The sequence below is a fragment of the Mycobacterium sp. SMC-17 genome, assembly GCF_045310915.1.
Lineage (GTDB): Bacteria > Actinomycetota > Actinomycetes > Mycobacteriales > Mycobacteriaceae > Mycobacterium.
This window is the reverse complement of sequence record NZ_JBJIAK010000044.1, coordinates 1-25916: the sequence shown is the minus strand read 5'-3', so window position 1 is coordinate 25916 and position 25916 is coordinate 1. Positions and strand designations below refer to the sequence as shown.

Below are 25916 nucleotides of genomic sequence, written 5' to 3'. Positions count from 1 at the left end.
GGATTCTGCTGGGCCGGTAGGCAACCCGGGTTGGTTGTCAGTTGCGGTGCGTGCCCGGTGTGGCGGTGGGCGCCGGGTTGGCGGTGACCGACGGGGTGAACAGGTTGCCGCCGTTCGGGCTGAGCGACTTCTCGGTCGGGGTGACCGCCGATGTGGTCGTGGTCGTGGTGGTGGTCGACGGCGCCTCGGGGGTCTTCTTCTCCTCGCCGCAGCCGGCGGTGAGGCCGATCATCGCGATGAGTGCGGTGCCTCCCGCTGCGGCGGCGACGCGGTGGACCAGACGATTCGAACGCATGATGCATGCCCTTCCACTAGCGCAGCGGTCCACCAAGCCCCGAGCGGGATTTCCGGACCTATTCCAGTTATGAGCGTACAGGTCAGAACGCTGCGATGGCGGTGTTGTGGGTCACCGGCGGCTTGACCGTGTCGGTGGGTGGGTGTTTACTCACGATATCGAACAAATATTCGAATATTGACAGTGTCTGATGGTGCGGGAGGTGTTGTTGTGGCGGCTGTGACCAGTCTGGCGAATAGCCAGATTGACCGCGCTGACCAGCTGGAACAACTCCGGCGCAAGATCGCCGAGATGTCGGGACCCGCGGGTTTGCGCGGCCGGGACCGGGGACGGTCCGAGCCTGCCCCGAAGGTTGCCGAAAGTTTGCTGGAACCGTCGGATCTGCAGTCTGAGCTGCTGCCTGACGTGTTGCCCCGCGGCACGGTCGCGGTGCTCTCGGGGGCCCGCTCGCTGCCGTTGCGAATGGTGGCCGCGGTGACGGCGGCCGGTGGGTATGCGGCCATCGTCGGTCAGCCCAAGGTCGGGCTGCTGGCCGCGGTGGAGATGGGGGCCGACCTGGAACGCATCGCGCTCATCCCGGACCCGGGGCCGGACCCGGTGGAGGTGGCCGCGGTGCTCATGGACGGGCTCGACCTGGTGCTGCTCGGGCTGGGTGGCAAGTCCGTTCCGGCCGGCCGGGCGCGGGTGGTGGCGTCCCGGGCCCGGCAGCGCGAGTGCACCCTGCTGGTCACCGACGGCGACTGGCCCGGGGCGACGGCCCGGCTGGAGGCCAGGGTCCGCGGGTACGAGGTGGTCGGAGCGGGCGACGGGGACCCGGTGCCGGGGTGCGGGCGGATCGGCCGGGTGCGGCTGGACACGCGGGCCCGCGGCCGCTCGATGCGTCCGCTGCGAGCGGTGGGTGGCTGAGATGTCCCGGGTGTTGGCCATCTGGTGCATGGACTGGCCCGCGGTGGCGGCGGCGGTGGCGGCCGGGCTGCCGGTGACCGAACCGGTGGCGGTCACTCTGGCGAACCGGGTGGCGGCCTGTTCGGCGTCGGCGCGGGCATCGGGCGTCCGAAGGGGGTTGCGGCGCAGGGAAGCTCAGGCACGCTGTCCGCAATTGCACGTCGCCACCGCCGATCCGGCGCGGGATGCCCGTCATTTCGAGGGGGTGACGGCTGCGGTCGACGAGGTCGTGCCGCGCGCAGAGGTCCTGCGGCCGGGGCTGCTGGTATTGCCGGTGCGTGGCGCGGCCCGGTATTTCGGGTCGGAGCAGACCGCGGCTGAACGATTGGTCGACGCGGTGGGTGCGGCCGGGGTCGAATGCCAGGTGGGCATCGCCGACCAGCTGCCCACGGCGGTCTTCGCGGCCCGGGCGGGGCGCATCCTCGCGCCGGGTGAGGATGCGCAGTTTCTCGCAGAATTGTCCATCCGGCAGTTGGCCACCGAACCGAGCCTGTCCGGTGAGGGCCGGGAAGAACTGGCGGACTTGTTGTGGCGCATGGGTATCCGAACCATTGGGCAGTTCGCCGCGTTGTCCCGGACCGACGTGGCGTCCCGGTTCGGTACCGATGCCGTGGTCGCGCACCGGTTTTCGCGGGGTGAACCGGCGCGCCGCCCGTCGGGACCGGAGACGCCGGCGGACCTCGACGCCGTGATGGACTGCGACCCGCCGATCGACCGGGTGGACGCGGCGGCATTCGCCGGACGCTCGCTGGCAAGCCAGTTGCACCGCAGCCTGGAGTCCGCCGGGGTGGGGTGCACTCGGCTGGCCATCGATGCGGTGACCGCCAACGGTGAGGAACTGCAACGGGTTTGGCGGTGTGCCGAGCCGCTGACCGAGGATGCCACCGCGGACCGGGTGCGGTGGCAGCTGGACGGTTGGCTGACCAGGCGGGGACTGGGCGGCGCCGGGCCCACCGGACCCATCACGGTGTTGCGGCTGCATCCGGTCGAGGTCGTCTCGGCCGCGGCATTGCAGTTGCCGTTGTGGGGATCTTCCGGAGATGACGACCGGATGCGCGCCCGGCGGGCGCTGGTGCGGGTCCAGGGTCTGCTCGGGCCGGAGGCGGTGCAGGTGCCGGTGCTCAGTGGTGGACGGGGGCCCGCCGAGCGCATCACACTCACGCCGCTGGGTGATGAGGTGGTGCCGTTGAATGATCCGACCCAGCCGTGGCCCGGGCGCCTGCCGGAGCCGGCTCCGGTGGTCCTGCTGGATGACCCGGTGGAACTTGTTGACGTACGCGGTGATTCGGTTCGGGTGACGGACCGGGGCATGTTCTCCACCGATCCGGTGGGGCTGACGGGTTCGGGTTACCGCGGGGCGTTGCGCTGGTGGGCGGGGCCGTGGCCGGTCGACGAACGCTGGTGGGATCCGGAGCGGGGGAAGGGCCGCACGGCCCGGGTTCAGGTGCTGCTCGGAGATGAAGGGGAGAGCCGTGCGCTGCTCCTCTGCTATCGACAGCGGCGGTGGTATGTGGAGGGGGTTTATGAATAGGCCGGCGCTGTAGTTCGAACCGTGGAGTTCCTGGGCGGGGCGGCACCCAATGGTTGCCCCATCGCTTCCTATGACGAATGTGCAGGTTTCGTTCGACATTTCGCAGATTCACCGTCCGAAACTGCACATTCGCCGTAGCACCCCTCGGGGATGGGCGGACTGTGGCACCGCCGGAAGTACCCGAACCAGCGACATCTTCGAGGCCTGCCGGCAGCACGACAAAATTATGGTTGTGCACAACTGAATTGTGGGCTACAGTTCTTCGTGTGGACGCACTCACCTTGGACCGTCAGCTCTGCTTCGCCTTGTACTCGGCGTCGCGGGCGATGACAGCGGCCTACCGGCCGATCCTGGCCGAGCTGAACCTCACCTACCCGCAGTACCTCGTGCTGCTGGTGCTGTGGGAAGAGGATCGGGTCACGGTCGGGCGCCTGGGTGAGCGGCTGCAGCTGGATTCGGGCACTCTCTCACCGCTACTGAAACGGTTGGAAGCCAATGGATTCATCCGTCGTGAACGGTCGTTGCAGGACGAGCGCCAGGTCGAGGTGACCCTCACCCCGGCCGGCCGCAAGCTCGAGGGAAAGGCCCAGTGCATCCCCGAGAAGCTGGGCGCCCAGACCGGCATCACCGAGCAGGAAGCCGCGGATCTGCGCGACGCGATTCACCGATTGACCGATGCGCTCACCGCATCGCACTGATTTACCGACGCAACCCGCGTCACTGGCACCAACCACCACAAGGAGATCGACATGAAGACGCTGTACACCGCAGAAGCCCTGGCCACCGGCGAAGGTCGCGACGGCCACGGCCGCACTTCCGACGGCAAGCTGGACCTGGATCTGGCCATCCCGAAGGAGATGGGTGGCAGCGGCAACGGCACCAACCCCGAGCAGCTTTTCGCCATCGGCTACGCCGCCTGCTACCACTCGGCGCTGCGCCTGGTGGCCCGCGAAGCCAAGGCTGATGTCACCGATTCGTCTGTGGGAGCTCGGGTTTCGCTCGGCCAGCTGGACAACGGCGGATTCGGCCTGGCGGTCGAGCTGGAGATCACCCTGCCCAACCTGGAGCACGACGCTGCGCAGGAGCTGGCGGACAAGGCCCACCAGGTCTGCCCCTACTCCAACGCCACCCGCGGCAACATCGACGTCAAGATCACCGTCACCGACGACTGAGCTCCCGCCGCGAGCTGGGGGCACCTCCCGCTTGCGGGGGAACGCAAAACTGTCGAATTCCGTTCGGAAAAGACAGTTTTGCGCCTGCTCGCGGAGTCGTCGGAACACCCCTCACAACTTGGATGCGAAGGCCCCGACGCGCTCGATGAACCGATCGAAGAACGCCACCGGGTCGACCTCGATGCCGATGTGGGCATTGGGCTGGCGTCCCCAGTGTCCGCGCCAGTCGGCGACCGTCATGCCGCGCGTCAACGTGCCCAGCAGTTCCACGTCGACCGTCGCCTGCTGGTACCGGACGATGTCCGGGTCGAGCGCCACCGCCGCCGCGAGCGGGTCGTGCAGGTGCGCCAGGTAGCCCTCGCCCTGGTCGAAATGGAACTCGAAGTAGAACCGCATGGCGTCTTCCAGCACCCGGATCAGCGGGTTGGATGACGTCGACCGTGTCCCGCGATCGTCCAGCACACTCATCGGCGACGACGGTCCACCCGCTGCGGTAGCCAGCCGGCTCAACAGCGACGGTGTCATCGCGACGTTCTCGGTCAGGTTGAGCCCCAGCACTATTGGCAGATGCGTGGGGTCCTCCAGACCCCACGCCGCGCCCCACACCGAGAACACCTCGGCGGCGGCCTCCGGGTCGACGCTGATGTTCCATTCGGACACCGGCGTGGTGTTGCCCCGGTAGTCGAAGGCGCCGCCCATGATCACCAGGCGTCGCAGCAGCCGGGGGAGCGACGGCTCCTGCCGCAGCGCCAGCGCGAAGTTGGTCAGCGGGCCGGTGACGAGACCGATCAACTCGCCGGGGTACTCGCGTGCGGCCTGGATCCAGGCCTCGGCGGCGTCGTAGTCGGTGAGCACGCCGCCGATTTCGGACTCGGCGTCGGGCTCGGGCAGTTCCGCATAACCGAGTCCCTGCGGGCCGTGTGTGTCCTCGGCGGTGCGCAACGGCGCGACCAGCGGGACGCTCGAGCCCCTGGACACCGGGATGGGGCCGACGCCGCACAACTGCAGCAGCCCCAGATTGTTGACGCATACCTGGTCGACCGGGACGTTGCCCGCGGTGGACGCGATGCCCACCAGTTCGGCGTCGGCGCTGGCCAGCAGGTAGGCCAGTGCCATCGCGTCGTCTACGCCGGTGTCGACGTCGGCAAAAACCGGCTGCACCCTGGTCTGTCCGACGGGTAGTAGGCCCCCTGTCATGTCGCCAACCCTAAAGGGCCGCGGGGCAACGGGCAGTCCGATCGCGGGCTCTGGGCCTGTTACCTATATCGCGCCGTCGGGGAATGCGATGACCGACACAAAACGGATCGGCAGACGGATGAGCCGGGTGGGCCCGTGGACGCCCTCACCGTCGAACTGCAGTGAGTCGCCGGGCTCGAGTCGATACTCGGACCGGCCGTGGCCGTAGTCCATGACGCCGTCGAGCATGTAGATGAATTCGGTCCCGGGATGCTGGAACAGTGGATAGACCTCACTGTCCTCGTTGAGCGTCACCATCAGGCATTCCAGGCGTTTGTGCTCGCCGCGGAGCCCACCCAGTAGTTCGTATTCGTGGCCGGCCTGCGAGCCGCTGCGGACGATCGGGGTGCCCTTGCCGGCTTTGACGAACGACGCGGGCCGTTCGGTGTCGGCGCCGCGGAACAGGTAGGTCACCGGTACGTCGAAACCTTTGGACAGCAGCGCGAGGGTGCTCAGCGAGCAGGACGTCTGGGCATTCTCGACCTTGGACAGCATGGCCTTGGAGATGCCGATGCGGGCGGCCATCTCTCCGACCGACAGACCCGAATTGTGGCGCAGCTGACGAACATTGCGCGCGATGGCGACCTCGAGCTCGAGTTCTTCGACCTTGTCGTCGGGCCGTCGGTTACGGGTGGTGCCCGCATTGCGAAGTAGCGTTTCGTCGTTCTCCACTTGTCAACCGTAACGCATCAACGTCCACTGTCAGTAGACGACGCGCGTCGGGGTCGGTACGGGCCGACTGGGCCTCGATGAGGTGCTGCAGGCTGTCGGCCAGAGCGACCGAGCCGGCTTCGGCATCCGCGTTCTCGACCGCTTCGGACGGCGCGTGGGAGACGCCGGTGGGGTTGCGCACGAACAACATTGCGGTGGGCACGTGATCCTTCAAGACTCCGGCATCATGCCCCGCGCCGGTGCCCAGTATCGGCGCGTCATCGAGCGTAGCGCTCAGCCCGTCACGCAACGACGAATCGAAATCGACGGTGGCGCTGAATGATTCCTCGGTCATCGTGACACCACAGCCCTCGCCGGCGGCAGCGGCATTGGCGGCCTCCGCGATCTCGTGCACCAGGAACTTGGTCACCGCGTCCTCGGGGTGACGTACGTCCAGCCAGAGATCCACACGCGAGGCGATGACGTTGGTGCCGCCGGGCACCGGGACGATCCGGCCGACGGTGGCGCGTGCGCCGCTGATGGCCCGCGCCTGTGACTGGACGGCGGTGATCAGCCGGGCGGCGGCCACCATGGGATCGGCCCGGTCCGTCATGAGCGTGGTGCCGGCGTGGTTGCCCGCACCGGTGAAGGACAACCGCCACCGGCCGTGGCCGAGGATGGACGACGCGACAGCCACCGGCCTGCCCAGATCGATCAGCCCGCGGCCCTGTTCGACATGGAGTTCCACGAACGTCCCGATCCGCCGCACCATGTCTGGATCGGGCCCCAGATGAGCGGGATCGATTCCGGCACAACGACTTGCCTCGGCGAATGTGGTTCCGCTGCTGTCGGTCAGTGATCGGGCCCGGTCCGGGTCGATCGCTCCGGTCAGCAGCCGCGAGCCCAGGCACGCGACCCCGAAACGTGAGCCCTCCTCCTCGGGGAACACCGCGATGGCCCGCCGCCCGCCGACACCGCGGGCGGCCAGTAGATCGAAAGCGACCAACGCCGACGCCACCCCGAGCGGCCCGTCGTAGGCGCCGCCGCCGGGCACGGAATCCAGGTGACTGCCGGTGACGACGGCGTCGTCGCCGACTCCGCCCGACCAGGCCCAGATGATCCCGTTGCGGTCGGTCTCGATGTCCAGGCCGCGCTTTGCCGCGTGCGCGACGAACCACGACCGCAGGTCGAGCTCGGCGGTCGAATAGACGGGCCGGGTGTAGCCGCCGCGCTGGTTGTCGACGCCGGTGCCGGCGATCTCGGCAAGCAACGAGGTGACGGTGTCAGGCATGAAAGATCCTTCTTGGCAGAGAGATTCAGGGTGACGTGATCAGCGCATCTCGCCCGCACCGGCGTACGGGTGCAGGCTGTTGAGCGGCTTGCCTTCGGCGAACCGTTCCAGCCGGAAGTCCGTGGCCGGGATATCCGGATCGGTGCTGTCGCCCTCGAATACCAGATCCGCGACCAGCTCACCGACCGCGGGGCTGATCTTGAATCCGTGACCGGCGAACCCGGCCGCCAGGATCAACCCGTCGACCCCACCGACCGGCGCGATCACCGGATTCCAGTCCGGCGGAACGTCATACACGCCGGCGTAGGTGTGGGTCACCGCCGGCTCGGGGAAGCCGGGGAACCGGTGCATCACCTTTTCGCCGTAGGCCAGGACGGATGCCTCCGCCGCGACATTCGAGTAGTTGTCCGGGTCGACGAACTTCTTCTGGAAGTCGGCGTGGTCGCTGTTGCCGACCAGAAACTGGCCGGAGCCTTCGACGCGGCAGTACTGCAGGCTGATCAAGTCGGAGATCACCGGCAGGTCCGGCAGCGGTGTGCCGGCGTCGACGATCAGCAGTTCCGATCGATACGCCTCGATGGGAAAGTCGATGCCCATGGCGGCCAACAACTTTGCCGACCACCAGCCGTTGGCCACGATCACCAGATCGGCGTCGATGAGGTCACCGTTCTCCAGCATGACCCCGGTGACCTTGTCGCCGGCTGTCACGACGCGGGCGACGGGCGTGTTCTGCCGGATCCTGGCCCCCGCCGCCCGGGCTGCCTGCCCGAAGTGCAGTGCCAGCTGGGTGGCGTCGGCGAATCCGCCGCGTGGTTCGTAGGAAGCCAGTGCCACATCGGAGGTTTCGAGCATCGGCCACAGTTTCTGCAGGGTGTCGGTGTCGATCAGTTCGACCTCGACGCCGAGCGATTGATGCATGGCCGTGTTCGCGCTCAGGGCGTCGACGTTCTCGTCACCGACGAGCACGGTGTAGCCGACCTGGCGGAAGCCGACGGCGTCTCCCAGCTGTTCGATCACCGGCAGGCTGCGCCAGGCCATCGCGGCGATCGACGGCACACCGTAGTGGGCGCGGACGATGCCCGATGATTTTCCGGTGCCGCCGCTGGCCAGCTGATGCCGTTCCAGGACAAGGATATCCGTGAGCCCGCGCTGAGTCAGGGAGTGTGCGATGGACAGTCCGATGAGGCCGCCACCGATGATCACGGCTTTCGACGCCATCAGAAACCACCTGCCGCGGAGTGGCCCGGGATCCACGACGTGCCGGCCAACGGCACCCGCGCCATGGCGGCGGCTTCGATGGACACGGCAACCATGTCCTCAGGCTCCAGGTGCGTGACGTGTGCCTTGCCGCAGGCGCGTGCGATGGTCTGTGCCTCCATCGTCAAGACGCGCAGGTAGTTGGCGACGCGGCGGCCGCCGTCGACCGGGTCCAGCGCCTGCTGCAACACCGGATCCTGCGTGGTGATGCCTGCTGGGTCCTGGCCGTCCTGGAAGTCGTCGAAAAACCCTGCTGCCGAGCCGAGTTGGGCGTACTCGGCCTCGTACTTCGGGTGGTTGTCGCCGAGCGCGATCAATGCAGCGGTGCCGATCGCGACGGCGTCGGCTCCCAGCGCCAGTGCTTTCGCGACGTCGGCGCCGGTGCGGATGCCGCCGGACACGATCAATTGCACGCCGTCGGGCTTGCGGTGTACGCCGAGTTCCTGCAGGGCCTGCACGGCTTGCGGTACTGCGGCCAGGGTGGGGATGCCGACGTGCTCGATGAACACCTCTTGGGTGGCCGCGGTGCCGCCCTGCATGCCGTCGACCACGACGACGTCGGCGCCGGCGTGGACCGCGAGTTTGACGTCGTAGTACGTGCGCGATGCGCCGACCTTGACGTAGATCGGCTTCTCCCAATCGGTGATCTCACGGAGCTCGTTGATCTTGATGGTCAGGTCGTCAGGGCCGGTCCAGTCGGGGTGCCGCGACGCCGAGCGCTGGTCGATGCCCTGTGGCAGGTCGCGCATCCCGGCGACCCGTTCGGAGACCTTCTGGCCCAGCAGCATTCCGCCACCACCGGGCTTGGCGCCCTGGCCGAGTACCACCTCGATGGCGTCGGCGCGGCGTAGGTCGTCCGGGTTCATTCCGTACCGGTTCGGCAGGTATTGGTAGACAAGGTGTTTGGAGTGGCCACGTTCCTCGGGCGTCATGCCGCCGTCTCCCGTGGTGGTCGACGTACCCACTTCTGAGGCGCCGCGTCCGAGCGCCTCCTTGGCGCGGCCGGACAGCGCCCCGAACGACATGCCGGCGATGGTGACCGGGATATCCAGGTGCAGTGGGTATTTGGCGTTCCGTGCGCCCAACACCACATCGGTGCCGCACTTCTCGCGGTAGCCCTCCAGAGGGTAGCGCGACATCGACGCGCCGAGGAAGAGGAGGTCGTCGAAATGGGGGAGTGCGCGCTTGGCGCCCCAGCCGCGGATGTCGTAGATGCCGGTCTCCGCCGCCCGGTGGATGGCGGCGATGGTCGTGCGGTCGAAGGTGGCGGACTCGCGTAGACCGCGGTTGGCGCGGTCGTCTGCCGAGAAGGTCATGAGCTGGCCTCCAATCAGTAGGAGTTGTGTGCTTGGAAGTGATAGAGGTTGCGGGCCGAGCCGTAGCGCCGGTACGTGGCCGGGTCGTCGTCGTAGCCCGCCGCCTTGAGCAGGCCCGCGAGCTCCTCGAGGTGTTCGGCCTCCATCGGTTTCTCGATGCAGTCCGCACCAAGGGATTTCACTTCGCCTCGGACGTACAGCCGGGCCTCGTAGATCGAGTCGCCGAGGGCGTCGCCGGCGTCACCGCGGATGACGATGCGGCCCTTCTGTGCCATGAAGGCGCTCATGTGGCCCACTGAGCCTCCGATGACGATGTCCAGCCCTTTCAGCGAGATGCCACACCGGGCGGCGGCGTTGCCGTCGATGACGAGCAGTCCGCCGCGCCCCGTGGCGCCCGCCGATTGCGATGCGTCGCCGGTGACATGGACGACACCGCTCATCATGTTCTCCGCCAGACCTTGTCCGGCGTTGCCGTTGACGGTGATCTCGGCCTTCTGGTTCATGCCGGCGGCGTAGTAGCCGACGTGGCCGTGCACCGTGATCTCGACCGGCGAGTTGACTCCGACGGCCACGTTGTGCGCGCCTTGGGGATTGGTGATGACGAACTGGCCGTCGATGCCGTCGGCGTGCAGGGCCGCATTGACGTCACGCAGACTCACCGTCGACAGGTCGAAAGTCGTTGGCGCGTCGCTCATGCCGGCACCGCCTCTCGGCTCCAGGCGTAGACCACTTCGGGTTCGGGCTCCCAGATGCGGGCGTCCTCGATCCCCGGCAGGTGCGCCAGGGCGCGGAACTCCGATGCCATGGCCACCCAGTCCGTGGTCTCGGCGATGACCGCCGGTTTGCACGCGATGGCGTCGCGGACGATGGCGAAGCTGTCGCTGTTGGAGACCAGCAGGGTGTAGAAGCCGTCGAATGTTGTCGTCAGATCGGTCAGGGCCTGCTCGACGTCGGATCCCGCCGCCAGCTCGTGGGCCACGAAGCGGGCACCGACCTCGGTGTCGTTCTCGGAATCGAATTCGACACCGGCCGCGCGTAGGTTACGTCGGATGCCGGCGTGGTTGGCGAACGAACCGTTGTGCACCAGACACTGATCCGGGCCCACCGCATACGGATGTGCGCCGCTGGGCGTCACCGCCGATTCGGTGGCCATCCGGGTATGGCCGACGCCCTGCCAGCCCTGTGCGCCGGCCAAGCCCCAGTTCTCGACCAGCGACGTGGGCGTGCCGACGCCCTTGAGCACCGCCACATCGGTGCCGAATCCGCCGACGAGAGCGTGCGGGTACACCGCCTTGGCCGCGGCGAGCAGTGCCTCGGGCGTCGTGGACGCCGACACCAGATAGGTCACATCGCGCGCGATGACCGTGATTTCGGCGCTCAGGCGGGCGCCGAGTGCTTCCGCGACCTGTTCGGGGGACTCGCCGACTTCGATCAGCGAGATGGTGCTCTGTCCCGGCGGTGACCACTCGGGGTCGCCATACACGGCGATGCCGGCGGAGTCGGCGCCGCGCGCCTCCATGGCGGTCAGCATGCCGGCCAACAGTTCACCCAGCCTGGGATAGAGCTCGGGGTTGCGCAGGTGCAACCCGACGATTCCGCACATGGTTGTACTGGTCCTTTCTCGTCGCGGCCCGATGTTGTTGGCCGACAGCGGTTTTGCTGCAGTGCTCAGAAAGCGGTGAGGTAGCGCTCGTGTTCCCAGGCGCCGACCGCGGAATGCCAGTCCCAGAACTCGGTCTTCTTCAGACGGGCGAAATAGGCGGCGACACTGGGGATATCGGTGTTGGGCGGGATGGCGGCATCCAGGGCGCCGGTCATCACCTCGTCGGTCTCCAGCCGTTCGATGGCGTGCAACAGCGTGGCGGGGAGGCGTTCCTGTTTCGGTCCCGTGCCCAGGGCGCCGGGGTCAGCAGCCCGCTTGATGCCGTCCAGTCCGGCGGCGAGTGCGACGGCCGCCGCCAGGTACGGGTTGGCCGAACCGTCGGCGCCGCGCATTTCGATGCGACTGCTGTCCGGGACGCGCACGTAGTGGGTGCGGTCGTTGCCGCCATAGGTCGGAAAGCGCGGCGCCCATGAGGCGCCCGACGCCGTCGAGATGGCGCCGGTTCGCTTGTAGGAGTTGACCGTTGGCGCGATCACCGCCTGCATGGCGCACGCGTGATCGAGGATGCCGGCGATGAACGAGTACGCCGTCGCGGACATCGCGAGGCCGCGGTCGTCCTCGTGGGGCTCGGTCGGGAACACCGGGGCGCCGCCACTGGTGAGTGACATGTGCATGTGCAGGCCGGATCCGGTCTTGTTCGCGAACGGCTTCGGCATGAACGTGGCGATCATGCCCCGCTCAGCGGCCATCACGTTGAGCAGGTAACGCAGGGTGATGACGCGGTCACAGGTGGTCAGCGCCTCGGCGTAATTGAAGTTCTGTTCGAACTGGCCGGACCCGTCCTCGTGATCGTTGGCATAGTTGCCCCAGCCCAGACCGTTGATCGCGGTGCTGATCGACGACAGGTGGTCGTACATCCGGGTGACACTGCGGGCGTCGTAACACGGTTGGGCCGCGGTGTCCTGGTCGTCCGCAGGCACCAATGCGCCGTCGGCGTCCCGCTTGAGTAGGAAGTACTCGACCTCGGCGCCGATCCACGGTTCGAATCCGGCGTCGGCGGCCTGCTGGATCATGGCCTTGAGGATGTTGCGCGGCGCGAACGGCCACGGCTCACCGTTCACGTGCGGATCGCAATGGACGAGGGCCAGGCCCTCTTTGACGAAGGGGATCGGTGTGAACGACGCAGGATCGGGCATGGCGACCAGATCGGGGTCTTTCGGTTCCTGGCCGATCGCGCCGACCGCGTAGCCGGCGAACCCGACTCCGTCGGTGGCGAGTTCGTCGACCGCTTCGACTGGCACCAGCTTCGCGCACGGCTTGCCGTTCAGGTCGACGAAGAGCGCGAGGATGAACTTGGTTCCCGCCTGGGCGGCCAACTCCGCAAGTGTGGTGGGCTTCGTCATGCCAACTCCCGACTACTGATAGGAATCATCGTTTCTCAATAGTAGACATGGGCGACTTGGGGATTGCAACAGCAGCTACGTAACTTCGGCGTTACGAGGTCGTTCACAAGCTTGTTACGCGCACCATCTCGTCTACGCAAAGAAAACGATGTCTACTGTCCCGAGACGGGCATAGCCTGTGCCCCGAACTTGCGAGGAGGCGAAATGGATACCGGAACAACAGCATTCATGCTCTGTTGCATCATTGGGCTCACCATCATGATCCCGGGGCTGGCCCTGTTCTACGGCGGCATGGTCAGTGTGAAGAGTTCGACCAACATGATGATGATGACGTACGGCGCCGTGGCGGTCGTCGGAGTGCTGTGGGTGCTGTTCGGCTTCTCCATGGCGTTCGGCACTTCCTATGGCGGATTCGTCGGGAGCTTCACCGAGTTCGCGGGGATGAAGAACCTCCTGGACCCGATGACCACCATCAACGGCCTGCCGGTCAGCTTGTTCGCGCTGTTCCAGGCGCTCTTCGCGGCGCTGACCGTGGCGATCGTCTCGGGTGCCGCCGCGGACCGGATGAAGTTCGCGGCCTGGATGACGTTCGCGACGGCGTGGGCAATTCTGGTCTACTTCCCGGTCGCCCATTGGGTTTTCGCGGTCGACGGCGTCGTCACGAGTGACGCCAAGGGCGGCTGGATCGCCAACAAGCTGCACGCCATCGACTTCGCCGGTGGCACGGCGGTCCACATCAACGCGGGCGCGGCTGCGCTCGCGGTGGCGCTGGTGCTCGGCCGCTCGGCGACCTGGTCGTCACGTAAGCCGCACAACGTGCCGCTCATCCTGCTCGGCGCCGGTCTGCTGTGGGCCGGTTGGTACGCGTTCAACGGTGGCTCGGCGCTGTCCGCCGGCAAGCCGGCGGCGATCGTCATGGTCACGTCGTTCGTCGCGACGTGTGCGGCCACGCTGGGCTGGCTCCTGGTGGAGAAGTTCAAGGACGGCCACGTCACCGGCATCGGCGCCGCCTCGGGCGCCATCACCGGTCTGGTCGCCATCACTCCCGCGTGTGGTGCCGTCACCCCGGTCGGCGCCATCTTCGTCGGCTTCATCCCGGCGGTGATCTGCCCGTTCGCCATCGGGCTCAAGCACAAGTTCGGCTATGACGACTCGACCGACGTCGTCGGCGTCCACCTCGTCGGCGGCATCGTCGGCACCCTGCTGATCGGTTTCTTCGCCAGCTCGGGCATGCCCAACGGCGTCAACGGACTGCTGTACGGCGGCGGCGCAGACCTGCTGCTCAAGCAGGCCGTCGCCGCGGGGTCGGTCCTGGCCTACTCGTTCACGGTGGCCCTCGTCATCGCGCTTGTCATCAAGAAGATGATGGGGCTGCGGATCTCGGCGGAAGAGGAGGAAGAGGGCATCGACTCGACCCTGCACCGGGACCCGGCGTACGAATTGGTCTGACCTCGACACCGCGACACCTGGTCCGAGCCCCATTGCTGGGACCAGGTGTCGCCGTCTGTATCGGTGTCTACCAGTGCACGCCGGGGATCAGCCGTACCGCGGTCTTGACCGGACGGGGCACCCGGACCTTGCCGGCTGCGAGGGGCCGCTTGGGTCGACGCGGTGTGCGCGGGCGATCCGGACGATCAACCGGCGGCTGGGTTTCGGCGACACCGCGGGCCGCTGCCGAATCCGGGTAGCCGAGGTACAACTGGTGCAGCACGCGGCGAGACAGCTTGGGTGTGAAGTAGTTTCCGAGATCACCCAGCGTGCCCATCGGGGTGTCGATCCGGGCCGGCTTCTCGACCAGGCCGCGCACCACCATTGCCGCGGCGTGCTCCGCGGTGATCGGCGGCATGGGGTTCAACCGCTTCGACGGCGCGATCATGGGGGTCTCCACCAACGGCATGTGGATGTTGGTGAACGTGATGTGGTCCGAAAGGGTCTCGGTGCCAACCACTTCCGAGAACGCGTCCAGCGCGGCCTTGCTCGGCAGATAGGCGCTGTACTTCGGGCTGTTGGCCTGCACCCCGGCGCTCGACACGTTGACCACGTGACCGAACCGGCGTTCGCGCCAGTGTGGCAGCAGCGCCAGGGTCATTCGCACGGCGCCGAAGTAGTTGACCGCCATCACGCGCTCATAGTCGTGGAAGCGGTCGGTCGAGTTGACGACCGACCGGCGGATCGAGCGGCCGGCGTTGTTCACCAGATAGTCGACGTGATCGAACTGGCCGAGGATGTCCTTGACGGTGTGTTCCACCGAACTGCCGTCGGCGACATCGCACGTGAAAGCGTAGGCCTCGCCGCCGAATTGGCGAATCTCCGCCACCAGCTCATCGAGGGCGTCGGCGCTGCGCGCCAGCGCGAACACCCGCCCGCCGCGCTCGGCGACGGCGATGGCCGAGGCCCGGCCGATACCGCTCGAGGCACCCGTGATGATCACGTTGCGCCCGACCAGCGGACCGCGCGGATCATCACGGCGGGCCCGGTCCGGGTCCAGGTGTTCGGCCCAGTACCGCCAGAGTTTCGGTGCGTAGGAAGCGAATTCGGGTAAGACGATGCCGGTGCCCTGCAATGCTGCGACAGTGGCCTCGGAGGCGAACGACGGCGCCAGGTCGACGACATCGAGCACCTCACCGGGGATGCCCAACTGGATGGCCGCCATGTTGCGCAGGACCTTGGCCCGCCCGGTGGCCTTGAGCACCGGAGCCGCAGTGGCCTTCGGCAAGGTGCCACGCAGTGGCGGCAAGCCGGCTTCCTGCGCGACGCCGCGGTAGATGTCCTTGAGCCCAATGGGATTCGGCGAGGTCAGATGGAAGGTCTGGCCGTCGCGTCCCTCGGCATGCATCAGCGCCACCAGCGCGTCGACCACGTAGTCCACCGGCACGATGTTGGTACGGCCGGTGTCGGGCACCATCATCGGCGTGAATTTCGGCAGTGCTGCCAGTCGCGACAGCACCCCGAAGAAGTAATACGGCCCGTCGACCTTGTCCATCTCGCCGGTCCGGGAGTCGCCGACGACGACGGCAGGCCGGTAGATCCGGTGCCGCAGACCCGCGGTGGCGCGCACCAGTTGCTCGGCTTCGAACTTGGTCTGGTGGTACGGCGTCGGCAGCTCCTGGGAGACATCGAAGTCGTCCTCCGTGAAAACGCCCCGGTAATTGCCGGCCACCGCGATCGACGACACGTGGTGCAGCGTCGCACCGAGGCCGCGCGTCAACTCGATCACCGCGCGAGTCCCTTCGACGTTGGCGGCCTGCTGAGTAGCGGCGTCGACGGTCATGTCATAGATCGCGGCGCAGTGCACCACATGATCGATCGGACCCAGATCAGCCAGATCGGCCAGGCCCAGACCTGCGGAGGTGAGGTCGCCGACCAGGGGTTTCGCCCGGTCACCCCAGTCCGCGGCCAGTTCTTCGAAGCGAGCCAACGAGGCCCGACGAACGAGAACGAACACTTCGGCTTCGTCGTACTGAGCCAGAATCCGGCTGACGACGCGGCGGCCAATAAACCCGGTACCGCCGGTAACGACATATCGCATGCGAGTCATCGTGAACCTGTCGCGGGTTCAGGTCAATAGCGCGTATGGTCCGAATTTGTCACACCGACTTCTGAGGGAGAACCGCCGAATGCCGATCAACCCCAATGCCATCGGAGCCAAGACCGCACCGCAGCCTTTCGAGTGGACCGAGCGCGACACCCTGCTCTACGCACTCGGAGTGGGTTGCGGGACGAAGGATTTGGCGTTCACCACGGAGAACAGCCATGGCATCGACCAGCAGGTGCTGCCCACCTACGCGGTGATCTGCTGCCCGGCCTGGGGCGCTGTCGGGGAGGTCGGCAGCTTCAACTTCGGCAAGCTGCTGCACGGCAGCCAGCAGATTCGGCTGCACGCGCCGCTGCCGCCGTCGGGCCGATTCAACGTCAGCTCCGAGGTGGTCGACATCCAGGACAAGGGCGAGGGCAAGAACGCCATCCTGACGTTCAAGGGCACCGCCACGGACGACAGCGGGAATGTGATCGCCGAATCCTGGTCGACCGCGGTGATCCGCGGTGAGGGTGGATTCGGCGGGCAGCCAGGGGAGCGGGCCGCCGCGCCGGAGATCCCGGATCGCCCGGCCGACGCCGTCGTGGCGCTGCCCACCACCGAGGATCAGCCGCTGATCTACCGGCTCTCCGGCGACCGGAACCCGCTGCACAGCGACCCGTGGTTCGCGCAGACCCTCGCCGGCTTCCCGAAGCCGATCCTGCACGGCCTGTGCACCTACGGCGTCGCCGGCCGCGTCCTGGTCACCGAGCTCGCCGGCGGTGACGCCGCCAAGATCAAGGCCGTCGGCGCGCGCTTCACATCCCCGGTGTTCCCCGGCGAGACGTTGACGACATCGGTGTGGCGCACCGAGCCTGGGCACGCGGTGTTCCGTACCGAGGCCGCTGCGGCCGACGGCAGCAACGCCCGGCTGGTGCTCGAAGACGGGACCGCGGAGTACAGCGACTGACGGTTGCGCGGCGCGGCGGCCGCGCATGCGGCGTAGCGTCATAGGTAGAGCCGCGTCAGATGTTGCTTGGCGGCTCCGCTCGAAGTCATTGGCAGCGTGGTCTCTACGTGATTCTGCCGGTGGGTGATCGCGGCACCGACCGTTAGGACTTTTCATGGGATGGCGCACCAGTGGGCTTCAGCATGCGGTGGTGACCTGATGGCGTACGTCGCGCAACGGATCCGCGCCGACAAGCCCGTCCGGCTGTGCCTGTCCGACAAGCTCGGTCGTCGGATCGACGGGGCCTGGTGGCCGTACACGGGAGTCCTGGCCGACGAATTCGGGGGCCTGATGGCGGTTCTCGATGACCGTCTCGGGAAGATCGCGGAGGTCGGCATCAACTGGTCGCCCCTGCACAATCCGCCGAACCTCAATTGGCAGGCCTGGCGTGGACGCGCGCAGCACATCATGACCGTGGAAGGGTGCGAAGCCACCGCCACCCTGTTGATCGTGCCCAGCACGACCAACAACACGCTCGCCGGCATGGTGCTGCGCCGCGCTGCCGGTCAGCCGGTAGACCCGCGTCGCGGTGAGGACGCGATGCTGGAGACCGCCGAGGAAATCCTGACAGCCGCACGGCGGCAACGTGTTTCGGGAAAGGTTCTGGACTGACGCGTGGTGCGTCAGTCCAGAATTTCCGCGGGAATCAGAGCGTGGTGACGCCGACGGCCTGCGGGCCCTTATTGCCCTGGGTGACATCGAACTTCACTCGCTGGTTCTCCTCCAGTGAGCGGAAGCCGGCGCCCAGGATTTCGGTGTGATGTACGAAAACATCGGGTGCACCGCCGTCGGGGGAGATGAAGCCGAAGCCTTTAGCGTCGTTGAACCACTTCACGGTTCCTTCGGTCATGTGACTACTACTTTCTTTTTGAACATGGATGCGAACGTCCGCATCCAAATCTGTTGTGATTCAGCGCAAGAAGCGATGAACCGCTAGTCCGCGTGCTGCGCGGCTGCGAAAATGCCCGACACCGTCGTGTGGTCATTGGGCTGCGCGGCACTCATAAGCGCGCAATGGGCTTCTGCCGGAGCCGTATCGACGGGCACGGTCAGGAGCACGATCCGGTTGCGATCGAGACCAACCACCTCAACGGTGTTGATCGGCTGGCGCTGATAGCCGTCGAGGCGCACCCGCCGCCCGCCTGCCGCGAGTTTGGTGGGGGCGGCCGACCACTCGCCGACGTTGTAGAGCACCCGGTCGATCTGTCCGAGGCGCACCGACAAGACGGCCAGCAGGTCGGGCAGCTCGGTGCTCAGGTTGCGGGTGTGCGGCCACCACGCCCCGTCGACATATCCACTGTGGGGAGCCTTGGGCTTCAACCGCAATCGTGGAGTCTGCTTCGGCGACGTGCGCTGAGCGTGGGTCGTGCGGTCATGTTGCGGCGTCATTTCGACGCTCCTGCCTTGACCGCGAATCGGTCAAACTACTTCGAATCGGCGACGGCGTGGCTTTGACCCGCCACGCGACGAAGTACCGCCGATGGACCAAGCGTACGCGGGAAACGCGCAGGACCAAAACGGTTCTCGCCTGGCCATTCGGAGTCGACTCGGTGAACGGCCGACGCTTTTGCCCGTACCCTCGGTTCGGTGAGGGCACCGCCTCGCCCGTGCATGTGTGACAATCCGTTGTCGTGCAAGCGTTGTCGCGCAGCGCGGGCGAGGCGGCCCCTACCCGGTGACGGCGCGGTCGAGTGCGGCGAGCGACTCCTCGATGAACCCGAGCGGGAACGGCGGCATGCCGCCGATCTGGTCGCGGAAGGCCTGCGGTGTCTCGGTCCAGTCGTACGTGAGGGTGACATCGGTGCCGTCGCCATTCGGGGTCAGGTCGTAGCGCCACCACCAACCGCCCGGGACGTGCTGTCCCGACTCGTCCAGACTGCCGGTCGCCCAGCCGACGGTCCTGTCGGGCTCGAAATCCGTCACCAGGTTGTACGTGACGTAGTCCCCGCCGGCCTGGTCCAGGTACATGTTCATGGCGAAGACCTGGCCGGTACCGGTGATCGGTGCGGCGTCGACGGCGTCGCGGACCCAGTCGCCCGGTTCGGTCTCCTTGTGCCGCGCCGGGTTGGCCAGCACCGCGAACACCGCCGCGGGCGGTGCGGCGATGGTGCGGGTGGCGACGAAGCGTTCCTGGGTCGTCGAGCTGCTGGTCATCGGTTCTGTCCGTTCTCTGCGTTCGATCCGTATGCGCGGGCAATGTCCTGTGAACTGGCCCATTTGGAGTATGTCGGCGACTGGGGCCAGCCTTCGGGCGAATCCTGCCACTGCTCCTGGCGGCCGTAGGGCAGAACGTCGATCAACGCGAAACTGTGGCCCAGCTGCTCGCAACCGCGGCCGTCGGTGTGCCAGGTGCGGTACACCGTATCGCCGTGTCGCAGAAACACATTGACGGCGAAACCCGTGCCGGGCGCGGCGCCCATGTCCGACCCGAAGCTGCTCTCCGACGACGAGTACCACTCCATCTTGTTGCCCACTTTGGCCTTGTAGGCCAAGGCTTCCTCGATGGGCCCGTTGGTGACGATGACGAAGCGGGCGTCGTAATTGGCCAGGAAATCGAGGCGGGTGAACTGCGAGGTGAAGCCGGTGCAACCCGAGCACTGCCACTCGGCGCCGTCGGTCCACATGTGGTTGTAGACGATCAGCTGGGACTTGCCGTCGAAGACGTCAGCCAGCCGCACCGGCCCCTCGGCGCCGATCAGGGTGTAGTCGGGCAGCTCGACCATCGGCAGCCGGCGCCGTTGTGCGGCGATGGCGTCGAATTCGCGCGTCGCGGCCTTTTCGCGGCGGCGCAGGTCGTCGAGGGCGGCCCGCCAGGTGTCCTGGTCGACCACTGGCGGCAGGGCGGTCTGCTCGGTCATGTTGCCTCCTGATGGTTGCGTTCACTGGGTAGACCGGTGCGGGCGCGAATATTCATCGCGGATCGCCGAACCAATACGTGAGTGCGTCCCGCAGCCCCGCATCCGAGGCGCCGGCCCACGCGATGTGTGCATCCGGGCGAATCAGCAGGGCGTCGGCCTGGCCCCTGAGGATGTCGACGCGATCCACCCACGGTGCCGCGACGTCGCACAGCTCGGGTGGTCCGACGAAGACAGGTCGCGCCGCGCGCAGGGCCGCCACGACGTCGTCGGGCAGGTGCGACGCGAACGTCCCGGCCAGCGGGTGCGGCTGCGCGCCGGGCATCGGATACCGGACGTCGGACGCGGCGATCATCGCGCCGACGCGCGCAAGCGCGGGCGCGTCGGAGAGCAACTCAGTGAACACTTTTCGCAGCGCCTCGTCGGCCGGGTCGTGGCCCCGCCGCAACGACACCTGGGCCTGCGCGTGCAGCAGCAGGCGTTCGCCGGCGAGGTGCCGTTCGGAGTGGTAGGTCTCGAGCAGGCCGGGCGGTGCCCAGCCATGGAGCGTGGCGGCGAGCTTCCACGCGAGGTTCACCCCGTCGAGCATCCCGGCCGATACCGCGACGCCGCCCGTCGGAATCTGGTGCGCCGTGTCACCGGCCAGCAGCACCCGGCCCGACACGTAGCGCTCGGTGTGCCGGGCCGCGTACGTGAAGCGGGTCAGCCGCTTTGGCTCGCCGAGCGGGAAGTCCACGCCGAGCACGCGACGGACGCTGGCGCGGAATTCGTCCAGCGTCATCGGGTCGTCATCGTCGTAGTCGTGGTCGGGAGCCTCGCTGGTGTACAGGCCCAACCATCCGGGCTCTGACGACGCGATGGCGAAGATGCCGCCCTCGGTCTGGCTGTAGCCCCACGGCAGGCGGCCATAGCCCGGGACGTCGTAGTCGCCGTCGTCGCGGGCGGTGATCTCGCGCGGCCACGTGACGGTGGCCATCCGGTGGATCTCGGGGTAGACGATGCCCGGGAAGCCGATGCCGGCCAGTTCCCGCACCCGGCTCCGTACCCCGTCGCAGCCCACGACGTAATGCGCGATGATGCGGTACGGACCATCCGGACCGCGGACCTCGAGATGCACGGCGTCGTCGTCCTGCTGCAGACCGACGACCTCCTGGCCGCGCCGGACCTCGACGCCGAGGCTGCGTGCGTAGTCCTGCAGGAGGGCTTCGAGCCGAGGCTGGGGGAGCCGCTGCACCTGATCGGCGACTCGTCGAGCTGGGTGAGATCGACGTGGATGCCGCCGAACGGGAGTTTGGCGGTGACGGGCGGGCCGGCCGCGTCATTGAGCAGGTCACCGAGTTCGCGGTAGCGCAGCAGGTTGAGGATCTGGCCGCCGATGCCGCCGGCTTTGGCGACCTCGCGAATGTCGGTGAGTCGCTCCAGGACAAGCGGTTTGATCCCGGTCAGGCAGAGTTCGGTGGCGAGCGTCAGACCGGTCGGTCCTGCGCCCACGATGATCACGTCAATGTTCGTCATGCGTCCCCCTCAAGACGATCGAGCTGCAGTTACGTTGCAGCCCAGCGATTCTGGAGCATGAGGGGGGGTCTTGCCACAAGCCCCGGGGTGCGCTATATGTTGAAAGTGAGGGGAGCAGGGGTTGCTTTTCTCCGTGGCGACGCGCATTACGAAATCTCCAACGGTGCCGGGTTCGACCGTTTGCACTGCAAAAGGTCAACTAAGCAATCGCGTGGCAGGTCGTGGATTCGCGCGGCGCGTCCGTGGCCTCCTGGTTCTTGACGCGACGCCGATCGTGCTCCGGCCATTGCCTCCAGAGATGCCGTGAGGCTGTTCAGGACCGAGTGTGCCGCGTCGGGCCGCTCCGCTGTTATCCGCCATCTGGCCAGACTTCCCCTCCAACTGGCGGGAAGAGCGCTCGGATGACCCGTAAGGGCCTCGAAGCGAGAAGTCGCCCGTCGTGCGCTGCGGAGTGCACCGTGCCTATCGCGTGCCACGACGTACGCGAGTGCAGACGCCGCACGGCGCCGCGCGACTTTGACAGTCAACCGACACCTCCGTCTGGCAAAAATAACGCTGCTTGCATTGTGCTCACGACGTTGAGTCGTACTCGGCTCAAATGCGATTCCAATCCTGGGGAATTCGTATGGATCGCGTATCGCGACAATATGAATATGCAGCGGAGAGGAGCGTCGGAAAAGCGCGAACTCCGAATATTTACCCATTCCGATGAACAATATTGTGTTGCTGTGCTACGGCACCGTCCGACCAAATCGACTGGTAGCAAGGCTAATTAGAGCTTGAACCGGCAATCGTAGAAGTAGCTGCACGGTTTGCGATATAACGTTTCAACGCACGATGTTACCGCGATTAGACAATTCATTTCAGTCGATTGAATGAGCTAGTGTCGGCGACTGTAAGTAGTTCCGCAGAAGAGGAGGTATGTGAATGTCGAAGCAGCACAAGTCACGTCATCGTGCAGCGGTCGCATTGCTGGCGGTCGCGCTGATGGGCACGGGCGCCGGATTTACCGCGGCCGTGGCCGGCGCGCAGCCGCCCCCACCGCCCGGGCCGGGCATCCTGCCGCCGGGGCCCGGTGCGCCCCCGCCGCCCGGTGGACCCGGCCTCGCTCCTCCTCCGGGTCCAGGGGCTCCGCCGGCCCCGGGCGGCCCACTACTCCCGCCTCCGCCGTTCTGATCCTGGTGCAGCGACTCGACCGCCCGGCGCGTAGCCCGGTTGCCGCAGGTGCAACCGGGACGCGGCCGGGTGGTCGACCCGCTCGTCACGGACTGAGTCCCGCTGGCGGGCTGGCGATCTCGGCGCACAACCCCGTCTGAATGCCGCTCGTTTGGCGGCTCCGCTACTCCGCTGGGGATTCATTTGATCTTCGAACTCGCCCCGTTCCCTCGACCGACTCATCTCGGCGGCCAAGGCGCGTCCGGGCATCTTCTGGGCCGTGTATTCCTCATCCAGCGCCTCCATGCCTCGATGGCTGCCCGGTTAGTTCATGTTCCAGGGTTCACCGTAGGTGGTCACCGAGTCACCGGTCTTGGCGATCAGGCGAGCAAAGGGCCGCAAGAGCACGCCGCCGGCTGCACCGGTCACAGTGCCGTGCGCGTTGGACACCGCCACTGAACCCGTCGGGCCGGAAACGTCCACCGAGAACGTCGCGACTTCCTGGATACCCGGGCCGTTGCCTAGATCGGCGGAGATCGACACACCCGGCAACAGGTTTGGTGTGATGATGCCGCCACCGCCGCTCCCGCTACTGTTGAATGTGCCGGGATTGACATCGTCGAGGAGAATGTTCGGCGTGGTGTAGCTGAAGTTGATGCCTACGCCCAGGGCCCACGGGAAGCCGATCTGATAGCCCAACTCCAACGTGCCGGTGAACTGGCCGCAGCCGTTGCCATCACACTTGTAGGTGGCGCGGCCGGAGTGGAACCACTCACGTGTCAGCCGGTTGCGGTCCAACGGAAATACACCGTTGAGGAACGTGTCCCACTGCTGCACCGTCAAGGTGCGATCGAGGCCGTCCACCAAGCTCAGCTGGTTGTCTAGATCCGCGCGTGAGGGCGCAGCTCCGACGGACAACGCCACGACCGCACAGATGCTCATCACGAAGCCGCATTTCAATGTTGTCAACAGTTCTTTCCCGTCCTGGTAATGCCTTGGTCGTTGATTCAGCGCCGATGATGATCTAGGCAGGATAGGGCCGAATGATGTTGTACTTGTGGGGTTTTCGTATGTGAATCATGTCAACCGTGACACAAGCGCAACTGCGGCTGGCGGCCGGACCGTCGCTCATGCGCAGGTGGCGTTTGCAGCTCTGTAGGCCGGTGCGACGTGTCAACCGGCGAGGAGTCTGTCGGTGATCAGCAGTTCGAAAGTACTCACGATGGCCGGAAGGTTGTCGGCAGGGCCAACCGCCGAGGGGTAAGCGGCGATACCGCAAAGAACCGCGACCATCGTTTCGACGGCATCGATGATGTTGATCTCATCGCTGAGCTCGCCTCGATCGATAGCCTCACGCATTGCCGACGAGATGAACGCCCGGGCCATACGAAGCACCGAGCGGTCAGTGACGATTCGTGTTTCATTGCGAACCGATTCGCGAACGGCGGCGGCAACAAGTTGGGCGTTGCACTGGCCAGGGTCGTCGGCGCCCAGGGCCGTTGAAAAGAAGCTGACAAGCTGTGCGGGCAACGTTTTCGAGCGTCGGGCCGTAGCGGCCGCTGCCGCCATTACATCGACCGCTGGGCGGTCGATGGCGTCGCGGTACAACTCCGATTTGTTGGCAAAGTGATAGTGCAGTGCCGGTCTGGACAAGCCAGCCCGTGTTGCAATGACATCGAATGTCGCGGTGGTATAACCGAATTCAATGAACGTCTCTCGCGCTGCACGCAGAATGCGCTGACGGTTGGCGGCGGTTGTTGCTGCCGACGGACGGCCCGCCTTGAGACGTTCGATCGGTGCCATGGCTCCATTATGGGTCGGCATACCGGCTGTCGCGCCCCGCTGGCGTTGTGGGTTTTCTATCAATTCATCTCAGTGGTGAGCCTGAAAATGCATATGGATGCCACAGGTCCGATGACGTTCCGCAGACCACCTTGTGCACTACAGTCGTTGCAGGACAGACTGATTCACCTAGGAAGGGAGCTACATGTCCAGCTCAATCACACGTCGGCCCAAGTATGTCGGCGCCGCCGCATTCATCACCGGGCTTGGATTGACCGCCAGCCTGCTCGGTGCAGGTGTGGCCAATGCCGGTCCGCCCCTGCCGCCGCCAAGCCAGTGCGCACCGCCACCCGCTCCGTGCCCGCCGCCGCCTCCGCCACCTCGGTGATCAAGAGGATTCCCTGACAAACTGTCCAGGCGGCGCAGCGCGTGTGAAATCGCGTGCTGCGCCGCCGCCATTTTGTGTCATGCACACCTCATGTCATCGTCGCCGATATGGGCAGCGACTTCGAAACACGTTTATGCACAGTCTGATTCAACGTGTGGAACAGACCCGCCGAGGTCGCCATACATGACACCGAGATCAACTGCGGATAATTCCGCAGCGAGGTACGTCAACATCGACGTGGCCTGCGATCCTTCCGAAACCTTCAGTGGCTCAGCCCTTATCCCCGTACTCGGAAGTGGCGACCGAGCGCGTGCCGGCGTTCTCTGCACGCAGTGGCGGGCAGTTCATCGCGCGGATTCCTGTCGTGACTACAATTCTGATTGTCATTTCCTATGCGCACGACAGCTCGTGCATAGCAGGAGGTCATAGGCTGGATTCGCCAATGGGCCCGCGACAGCCTGTTGGTTATCGGTGATGACCTTCCGGCATCATCTCAATTAGTGCGACACGCGAGCGACCAGTCCTCCCGGTCTCTCGCGTGTCGCACCCCTTGTGCAGTCCTGTTGCGCTGCATTGATTTTGACCAATCGGTCTTCACTCCCCGGTGGAGCTGCTTGTTTTGGCCGTCCAGGTCGGCATGAGCGTGCGCGAGGTTTGACCTTGGGAATTTCTATGGATCTTGTATCACCCAGATATGGATATTGAGGCGCGCGTGGCGGTTATGACCCTGCTGGTCCAATTGTTGAGGATCAGGCGCCGACCGGATAATCGGCGCACATGGTTGTGTAATCATTTGGCGCAGAACGTATTATGTACGCGCTAGGTAATGAGCGCTTCGTCATGTACAGGCGCGAAATTGCCCGCGTAGGACAGAATTCGCAAATGTCGCGAGTTCGGCTGGCCCCAACGACGTGGGCTAAACCTCGATCCGTGGACTGACTGATTCTGTGAGGACTTTTCGGTTCTGGTCGGGATCATTTTGCTGTGGGCGGCAGTTA

Annotated in this window: 25 protein-coding genes and 1 pseudogene; 8 read left to right on the top strand and 18 right to left on the bottom strand. The window is 66.1% G+C overall.

Annotated elements, in window-relative coordinates:
* Window positions 1-37 precede the first annotated feature (37 nt).
* Window positions 38-295, bottom strand: coding sequence for a hypothetical protein (locus ACJH7A_RS23220; RefSeq protein WP_212806817.1), 258 nt, complete (start codon window positions 293-295; stop codon window positions 38-40).
* A gap of 210 nt (window positions 296-505) precedes the next feature.
* On the opposite strand from ACJH7A_RS23220, the gene ACJH7A_RS23215 reads away from it, so the two are divergent.
* From ACJH7A_RS23215 to ACJH7A_RS23200, 4 genes are all read left to right on the top strand, one after another.
* The gene (locus tag ACJH7A_RS23215; protein WP_212806816.1) at window positions 506-1201 is read left to right on the top strand and encodes a hypothetical protein; all 696 of its coding nucleotides are present in this window, start codon (window positions 506-508) and stop codon (window positions 1199-1201) included.
* Window position 1202: 1 nt separating this feature from the next.
* Complete coding sequence (locus tag ACJH7A_RS23210) at window positions 1203-2771, top strand: DNA polymerase Y family protein (RefSeq protein WP_212806815.1); 1569 nt, start codon at window positions 1203-1205, stop codon at window positions 2769-2771.
* 266 nt (window positions 2772-3037) lie between these two features.
* The gene (locus tag ACJH7A_RS23205) at window positions 3038-3469 is read left to right on the top strand and encodes a MarR family winged helix-turn-helix transcriptional regulator (protein WP_212806814.1); all 432 of its coding nucleotides are present in this window, start codon (window positions 3038-3040) and stop codon (window positions 3467-3469) included.
* 51 nt (window positions 3470-3520) lie between these two features.
* Window positions 3521-3943, top strand: a complete 423-nt coding sequence (locus tag ACJH7A_RS23200) for an organic hydroperoxide resistance protein (RefSeq protein WP_020102468.1) — start codon at window positions 3521-3523, stop codon at window positions 3941-3943.
* 111 nt (window positions 3944-4054) lie between these two features.
* Here ACJH7A_RS23200 and ACJH7A_RS23195 read toward each other — a convergent pair whose 3' ends face one another.
* The 8 genes from ACJH7A_RS23195 to glnT all read right to left on the bottom strand — a co-directional run bounded on the left by ACJH7A_RS23195 (window position 4055) and on the right by glnT (window position 12700).
* Window positions 4055-5140, bottom strand: coding sequence for a nucleoside hydrolase (locus ACJH7A_RS23195; protein ID WP_305798813.1), 1086 nt, complete (start codon window positions 5138-5140; stop codon window positions 4055-4057).
* A gap of 63 nt (window positions 5141-5203) precedes the next feature.
* Entirely contained in the window at window positions 5204-5851 is a 648-nt protein-coding gene (locus ACJH7A_RS23190) for an XRE family transcriptional regulator (protein ID WP_212806813.1), read from the bottom strand.
* Window positions 5805-7121: an allantoate amidohydrolase gene (locus tag ACJH7A_RS23185; protein ID WP_212806812.1), complete on the bottom strand. Its 1317-nt coding sequence runs from the start codon at window positions 7119-7121 to the stop codon at window positions 5805-5807. Before ACJH7A_RS23185 ends, ACJH7A_RS23190 begins: the two co-directional genes overlap by 47 nt.
* A gap of 39 nt (window positions 7122-7160) precedes the next feature.
* Window positions 7161-8339: an FAD-binding oxidoreductase gene (locus ACJH7A_RS23180; RefSeq protein ID WP_212806811.1), complete on the bottom strand. Its 1179-nt coding sequence runs from the start codon at window positions 8337-8339 to the stop codon at window positions 7161-7163.
* On the bottom strand, window positions 8339-9694 hold the full coding sequence (locus ACJH7A_RS23175) for an FMN-binding glutamate synthase family protein (protein WP_212806810.1): 1356 nt from the start codon (window positions 9692-9694) through the stop codon (window positions 8339-8341). The genes ACJH7A_RS23180 and ACJH7A_RS23175 overlap by 1 nt, the downstream gene beginning before the upstream one ends.
* 14 nt (window positions 9695-9708) lie before the next feature.
* Window positions 9709-10389: a protein glxC gene (locus ACJH7A_RS23170; protein ID WP_212806809.1), complete on the bottom strand. Its 681-nt coding sequence runs from the start codon at window positions 10387-10389 to the stop codon at window positions 9709-9711.
* Complete coding sequence (locus ACJH7A_RS23165; protein ID WP_212806808.1) at window positions 10386-11297, bottom strand: glutamine amidotransferase; 912 nt, start codon at window positions 11295-11297, stop codon at window positions 10386-10388. The genes ACJH7A_RS23170 and ACJH7A_RS23165 overlap by 4 nt, the downstream gene beginning before the upstream one ends.
* 65 nt (window positions 11298-11362) lie before the next feature.
* On the bottom strand, window positions 11363-12700 hold the full coding sequence (glnT, locus tag ACJH7A_RS23160; protein ID WP_212806807.1) for a type III glutamate--ammonia ligase: 1338 nt from the start codon (window positions 12698-12700) through the stop codon (window positions 11363-11365).
* Between the two features lie 204 nt (window positions 12701-12904).
* Here glnT and ACJH7A_RS23155 point away from each other — a divergent pair, with 204 nt between their 5' ends.
* Window positions 12905-14149: an ammonium transporter gene (locus ACJH7A_RS23155; RefSeq protein WP_212806806.1), complete on the top strand. Its 1245-nt coding sequence runs from the start codon at window positions 12905-12907 to the stop codon at window positions 14147-14149.
* Between the two features lie 67 nt (window positions 14150-14216).
* Here ACJH7A_RS23155 and ACJH7A_RS23150 read toward each other — a convergent pair whose 3' ends face one another.
* Complete coding sequence (locus tag ACJH7A_RS23150; RefSeq protein WP_212806805.1) at window positions 14217-16229, bottom strand: SDR family oxidoreductase; 2013 nt, start codon at window positions 16227-16229, stop codon at window positions 14217-14219.
* Between the two features lie 88 nt (window positions 16230-16317).
* On the opposite strand from ACJH7A_RS23150, the gene ACJH7A_RS23145 reads away from it, so the two are divergent.
* Both ACJH7A_RS23145 and ACJH7A_RS23140 read left to right on the top strand, forming a co-directional pair.
* Window positions 16318-17184, top strand: a complete 867-nt coding sequence (locus ACJH7A_RS23145; RefSeq protein ID WP_212806804.1) for a MaoC family dehydratase — start codon at window positions 16318-16320, stop codon at window positions 17182-17184.
* Between the two features lie 198 nt (window positions 17185-17382).
* Window positions 17383-17835, top strand: a complete 453-nt coding sequence (locus tag ACJH7A_RS23140) for a DUF5994 family protein (protein WP_212806803.1) — start codon at window positions 17383-17385, stop codon at window positions 17833-17835.
* Between the two features lie 34 nt (window positions 17836-17869).
* Here ACJH7A_RS23140 and ACJH7A_RS23135 read toward each other — a convergent pair whose 3' ends face one another.
* From ACJH7A_RS23135 to ACJH7A_RS23110, 6 genes and pseudogenes are all read right to left on the bottom strand, one after another.
* Window positions 17870-18073 (bottom strand): cold-shock protein, encoded by a 204-nt coding sequence (locus ACJH7A_RS23135; RefSeq protein WP_020102455.1) that lies wholly within the window; start codon window positions 18071-18073, stop codon window positions 17870-17872.
* An 83-nt stretch (window positions 18074-18156) separates the two neighbouring features.
* Window positions 18157-18612, bottom strand: a complete 456-nt coding sequence (locus ACJH7A_RS23130; protein WP_212806802.1) for a DUF5994 family protein — start codon at window positions 18610-18612, stop codon at window positions 18157-18159.
* 279 nt (window positions 18613-18891) lie between these two features.
* Entirely contained in the window at window positions 18892-19377 is a 486-nt protein-coding gene (locus ACJH7A_RS23125) for an SRPBCC family protein (protein WP_212806801.1), read from the bottom strand.
* The gene (locus ACJH7A_RS23120; RefSeq protein WP_212806800.1) at window positions 19374-20081 is read right to left on the bottom strand and encodes a DUF899 family protein; all 708 of its coding nucleotides are present in this window, start codon (window positions 20079-20081) and stop codon (window positions 19374-19376) included. Before ACJH7A_RS23120 ends, ACJH7A_RS23125 begins: the two co-directional genes overlap by 4 nt.
* Window positions 20082-20133: 52 nt before the next feature.
* Window positions 20134-21312 carry an FAD-dependent monooxygenase gene (locus ACJH7A_RS23115; protein WP_256445375.1) on the bottom strand — a complete coding sequence of 393 codons (1179 nt, stop codon included), beginning with the start codon at window positions 21310-21312 and terminating at the stop codon, window positions 20134-20136.
* 125 nt (window positions 21313-21437) lie between these two features.
* Window positions 21438-21593, bottom strand: a pseudogene (locus ACJH7A_RS23110) (FAD-dependent monooxygenase); the annotation flags it as partial.
* A gap of 927 nt (window positions 21594-22520) precedes the next feature.
* Here ACJH7A_RS23110 and ACJH7A_RS23105 point away from each other — a divergent pair.
* A complete protein-coding gene (locus ACJH7A_RS23105; RefSeq protein WP_212806799.1) occupies window positions 22521-22769 on the top strand; it encodes a hypothetical protein in 249 nt (82 codons plus the stop codon).
* Window positions 22770-23072: 303 nt separating this feature from the next.
* Here the strand turns inward: ACJH7A_RS23105 and ACJH7A_RS23100 are convergent, their stop codons facing one another.
* Entirely contained in the window at window positions 23073-23690 is a 618-nt protein-coding gene (locus ACJH7A_RS23100; protein ID WP_212806798.1) for an MspA family porin, read from the bottom strand.
* A gap of 231 nt (window positions 23691-23921) precedes the next feature.
* Window positions 23922-24551, bottom strand: a complete 630-nt coding sequence (locus ACJH7A_RS23095; protein WP_212806797.1) for a TetR/AcrR family transcriptional regulator — start codon at window positions 24549-24551, stop codon at window positions 23922-23924.
* Window positions 24552-25916: the final 1365 nt, after the last annotated feature.

Bases quoted from the DNA above. Each gene is read 5' to 3' on its own strand.
- ACJH7A_RS23180 (WP_212806811.1), bottom strand. From the start codon at position 8,339: ATGGCGTCGAAAGCCGTGATCATCGGTGGCGGCCTCATCGGACTGTCC.
- ACJH7A_RS23200 (WP_020102468.1), top strand. From the start codon at position 3,521: ATGAAGACGCTGTACACCGCAGAAGCCCTGGCCACCGGCGAAGGTCGC.
- ACJH7A_RS23125 (WP_212806801.1), bottom strand. From the start codon at position 19,377: ATGACCAGCAGCTCGACGACCCAGGAACGCTTCGTCGCCACCCGCACC.
- ACJH7A_RS23120 (WP_212806800.1), bottom strand. From the start codon at position 20,081: ATGACCGAGCAGACCGCCCTGCCGCCAGTGGTCGACCAGGACACCTGG.
- ACJH7A_RS23185 (WP_212806812.1), bottom strand. From the start codon at position 7,121: ATGCCTGACACCGTCACCTCGTTGCTTGCCGAGATCGCCGGCACCGGC.
- ACJH7A_RS23095 (WP_212806797.1), bottom strand. From the start codon at position 24,551: ATGGCACCGATCGAACGTCTCAAGGCGGGCCGTCCGTCGGCAGCAACA.
- ACJH7A_RS23150 (WP_212806805.1), bottom strand. From the start codon at position 16,229: ATGCGATATGTCGTTACCGGCGGTACCGGGTTTATTGGCCGCCGCGTC.
- ACJH7A_RS23100 (WP_212806798.1), bottom strand. From the start codon at position 23,690: ATGAGCATCTGTGCGGTCGTGGCGTTGTCCGTCGGAGCTGCGCCCTCA.
- ACJH7A_RS23175 (WP_212806810.1), bottom strand. From the start codon at position 9,694: ATGACCTTCTCGGCAGACGACCGCGCCAACCGCGGTCTACGCGAGTCC.
- ACJH7A_RS23105 (WP_212806799.1), top strand. From the start codon at position 22,521: ATGTCGAAGCAGCACAAGTCACGTCATCGTGCAGCGGTCGCATTGCTG.
- glnT (WP_212806807.1), bottom strand. From the start codon at position 12,700: ATGACGAAGCCCACCACACTTGCGGAGTTGGCCGCCCAGGCGGGAACC.
- ACJH7A_RS23130 (WP_212806802.1), bottom strand. From the start codon at position 18,612: ATGACGCCGCAACATGACCGCACGACCCACGCTCAGCGCACGTCGCCG.
- ACJH7A_RS23170 (WP_212806809.1), bottom strand. From the start codon at position 10,389: ATGAGCGACGCGCCAACGACTTTCGACCTGTCGACGGTGAGTCTGCGT.
- ACJH7A_RS23135 (WP_020102455.1), bottom strand. From the start codon at position 18,073: ATGACCGAAGGAACCGTGAAGTGGTTCAACGACGCTAAAGGCTTCGGC.
- ACJH7A_RS23140 (WP_212806803.1), top strand. From the start codon at position 17,383: ATGGCGTACGTCGCGCAACGGATCCGCGCCGACAAGCCCGTCCGGCTG.
- ACJH7A_RS23145 (WP_212806804.1), top strand. From the start codon at position 16,318: ATGCCGATCAACCCCAATGCCATCGGAGCCAAGACCGCACCGCAGCCT.
- ACJH7A_RS23220 (WP_212806817.1), bottom strand. From the start codon at position 295: ATGCGTTCGAATCGTCTGGTCCACCGCGTCGCCGCCGCAGCGGGAGGC.
- ACJH7A_RS23165 (WP_212806808.1), bottom strand. From the start codon at position 11,297: ATGTGCGGAATCGTCGGGTTGCACCTGCGCAACCCCGAGCTCTATCCC.
- ACJH7A_RS23210 (WP_212806815.1), top strand. From the start codon at position 1,203: ATGTCCCGGGTGTTGGCCATCTGGTGCATGGACTGGCCCGCGGTGGCG.
- ACJH7A_RS23155 (WP_212806806.1), top strand. From the start codon at position 12,905: ATGGATACCGGAACAACAGCATTCATGCTCTGTTGCATCATTGGGCTC.
- ACJH7A_RS23195 (WP_305798813.1), bottom strand. From the start codon at position 5,140: ATGACAGGGGGCCTACTACCCGTCGGACAGACCAGGGTGCAGCCGGTT.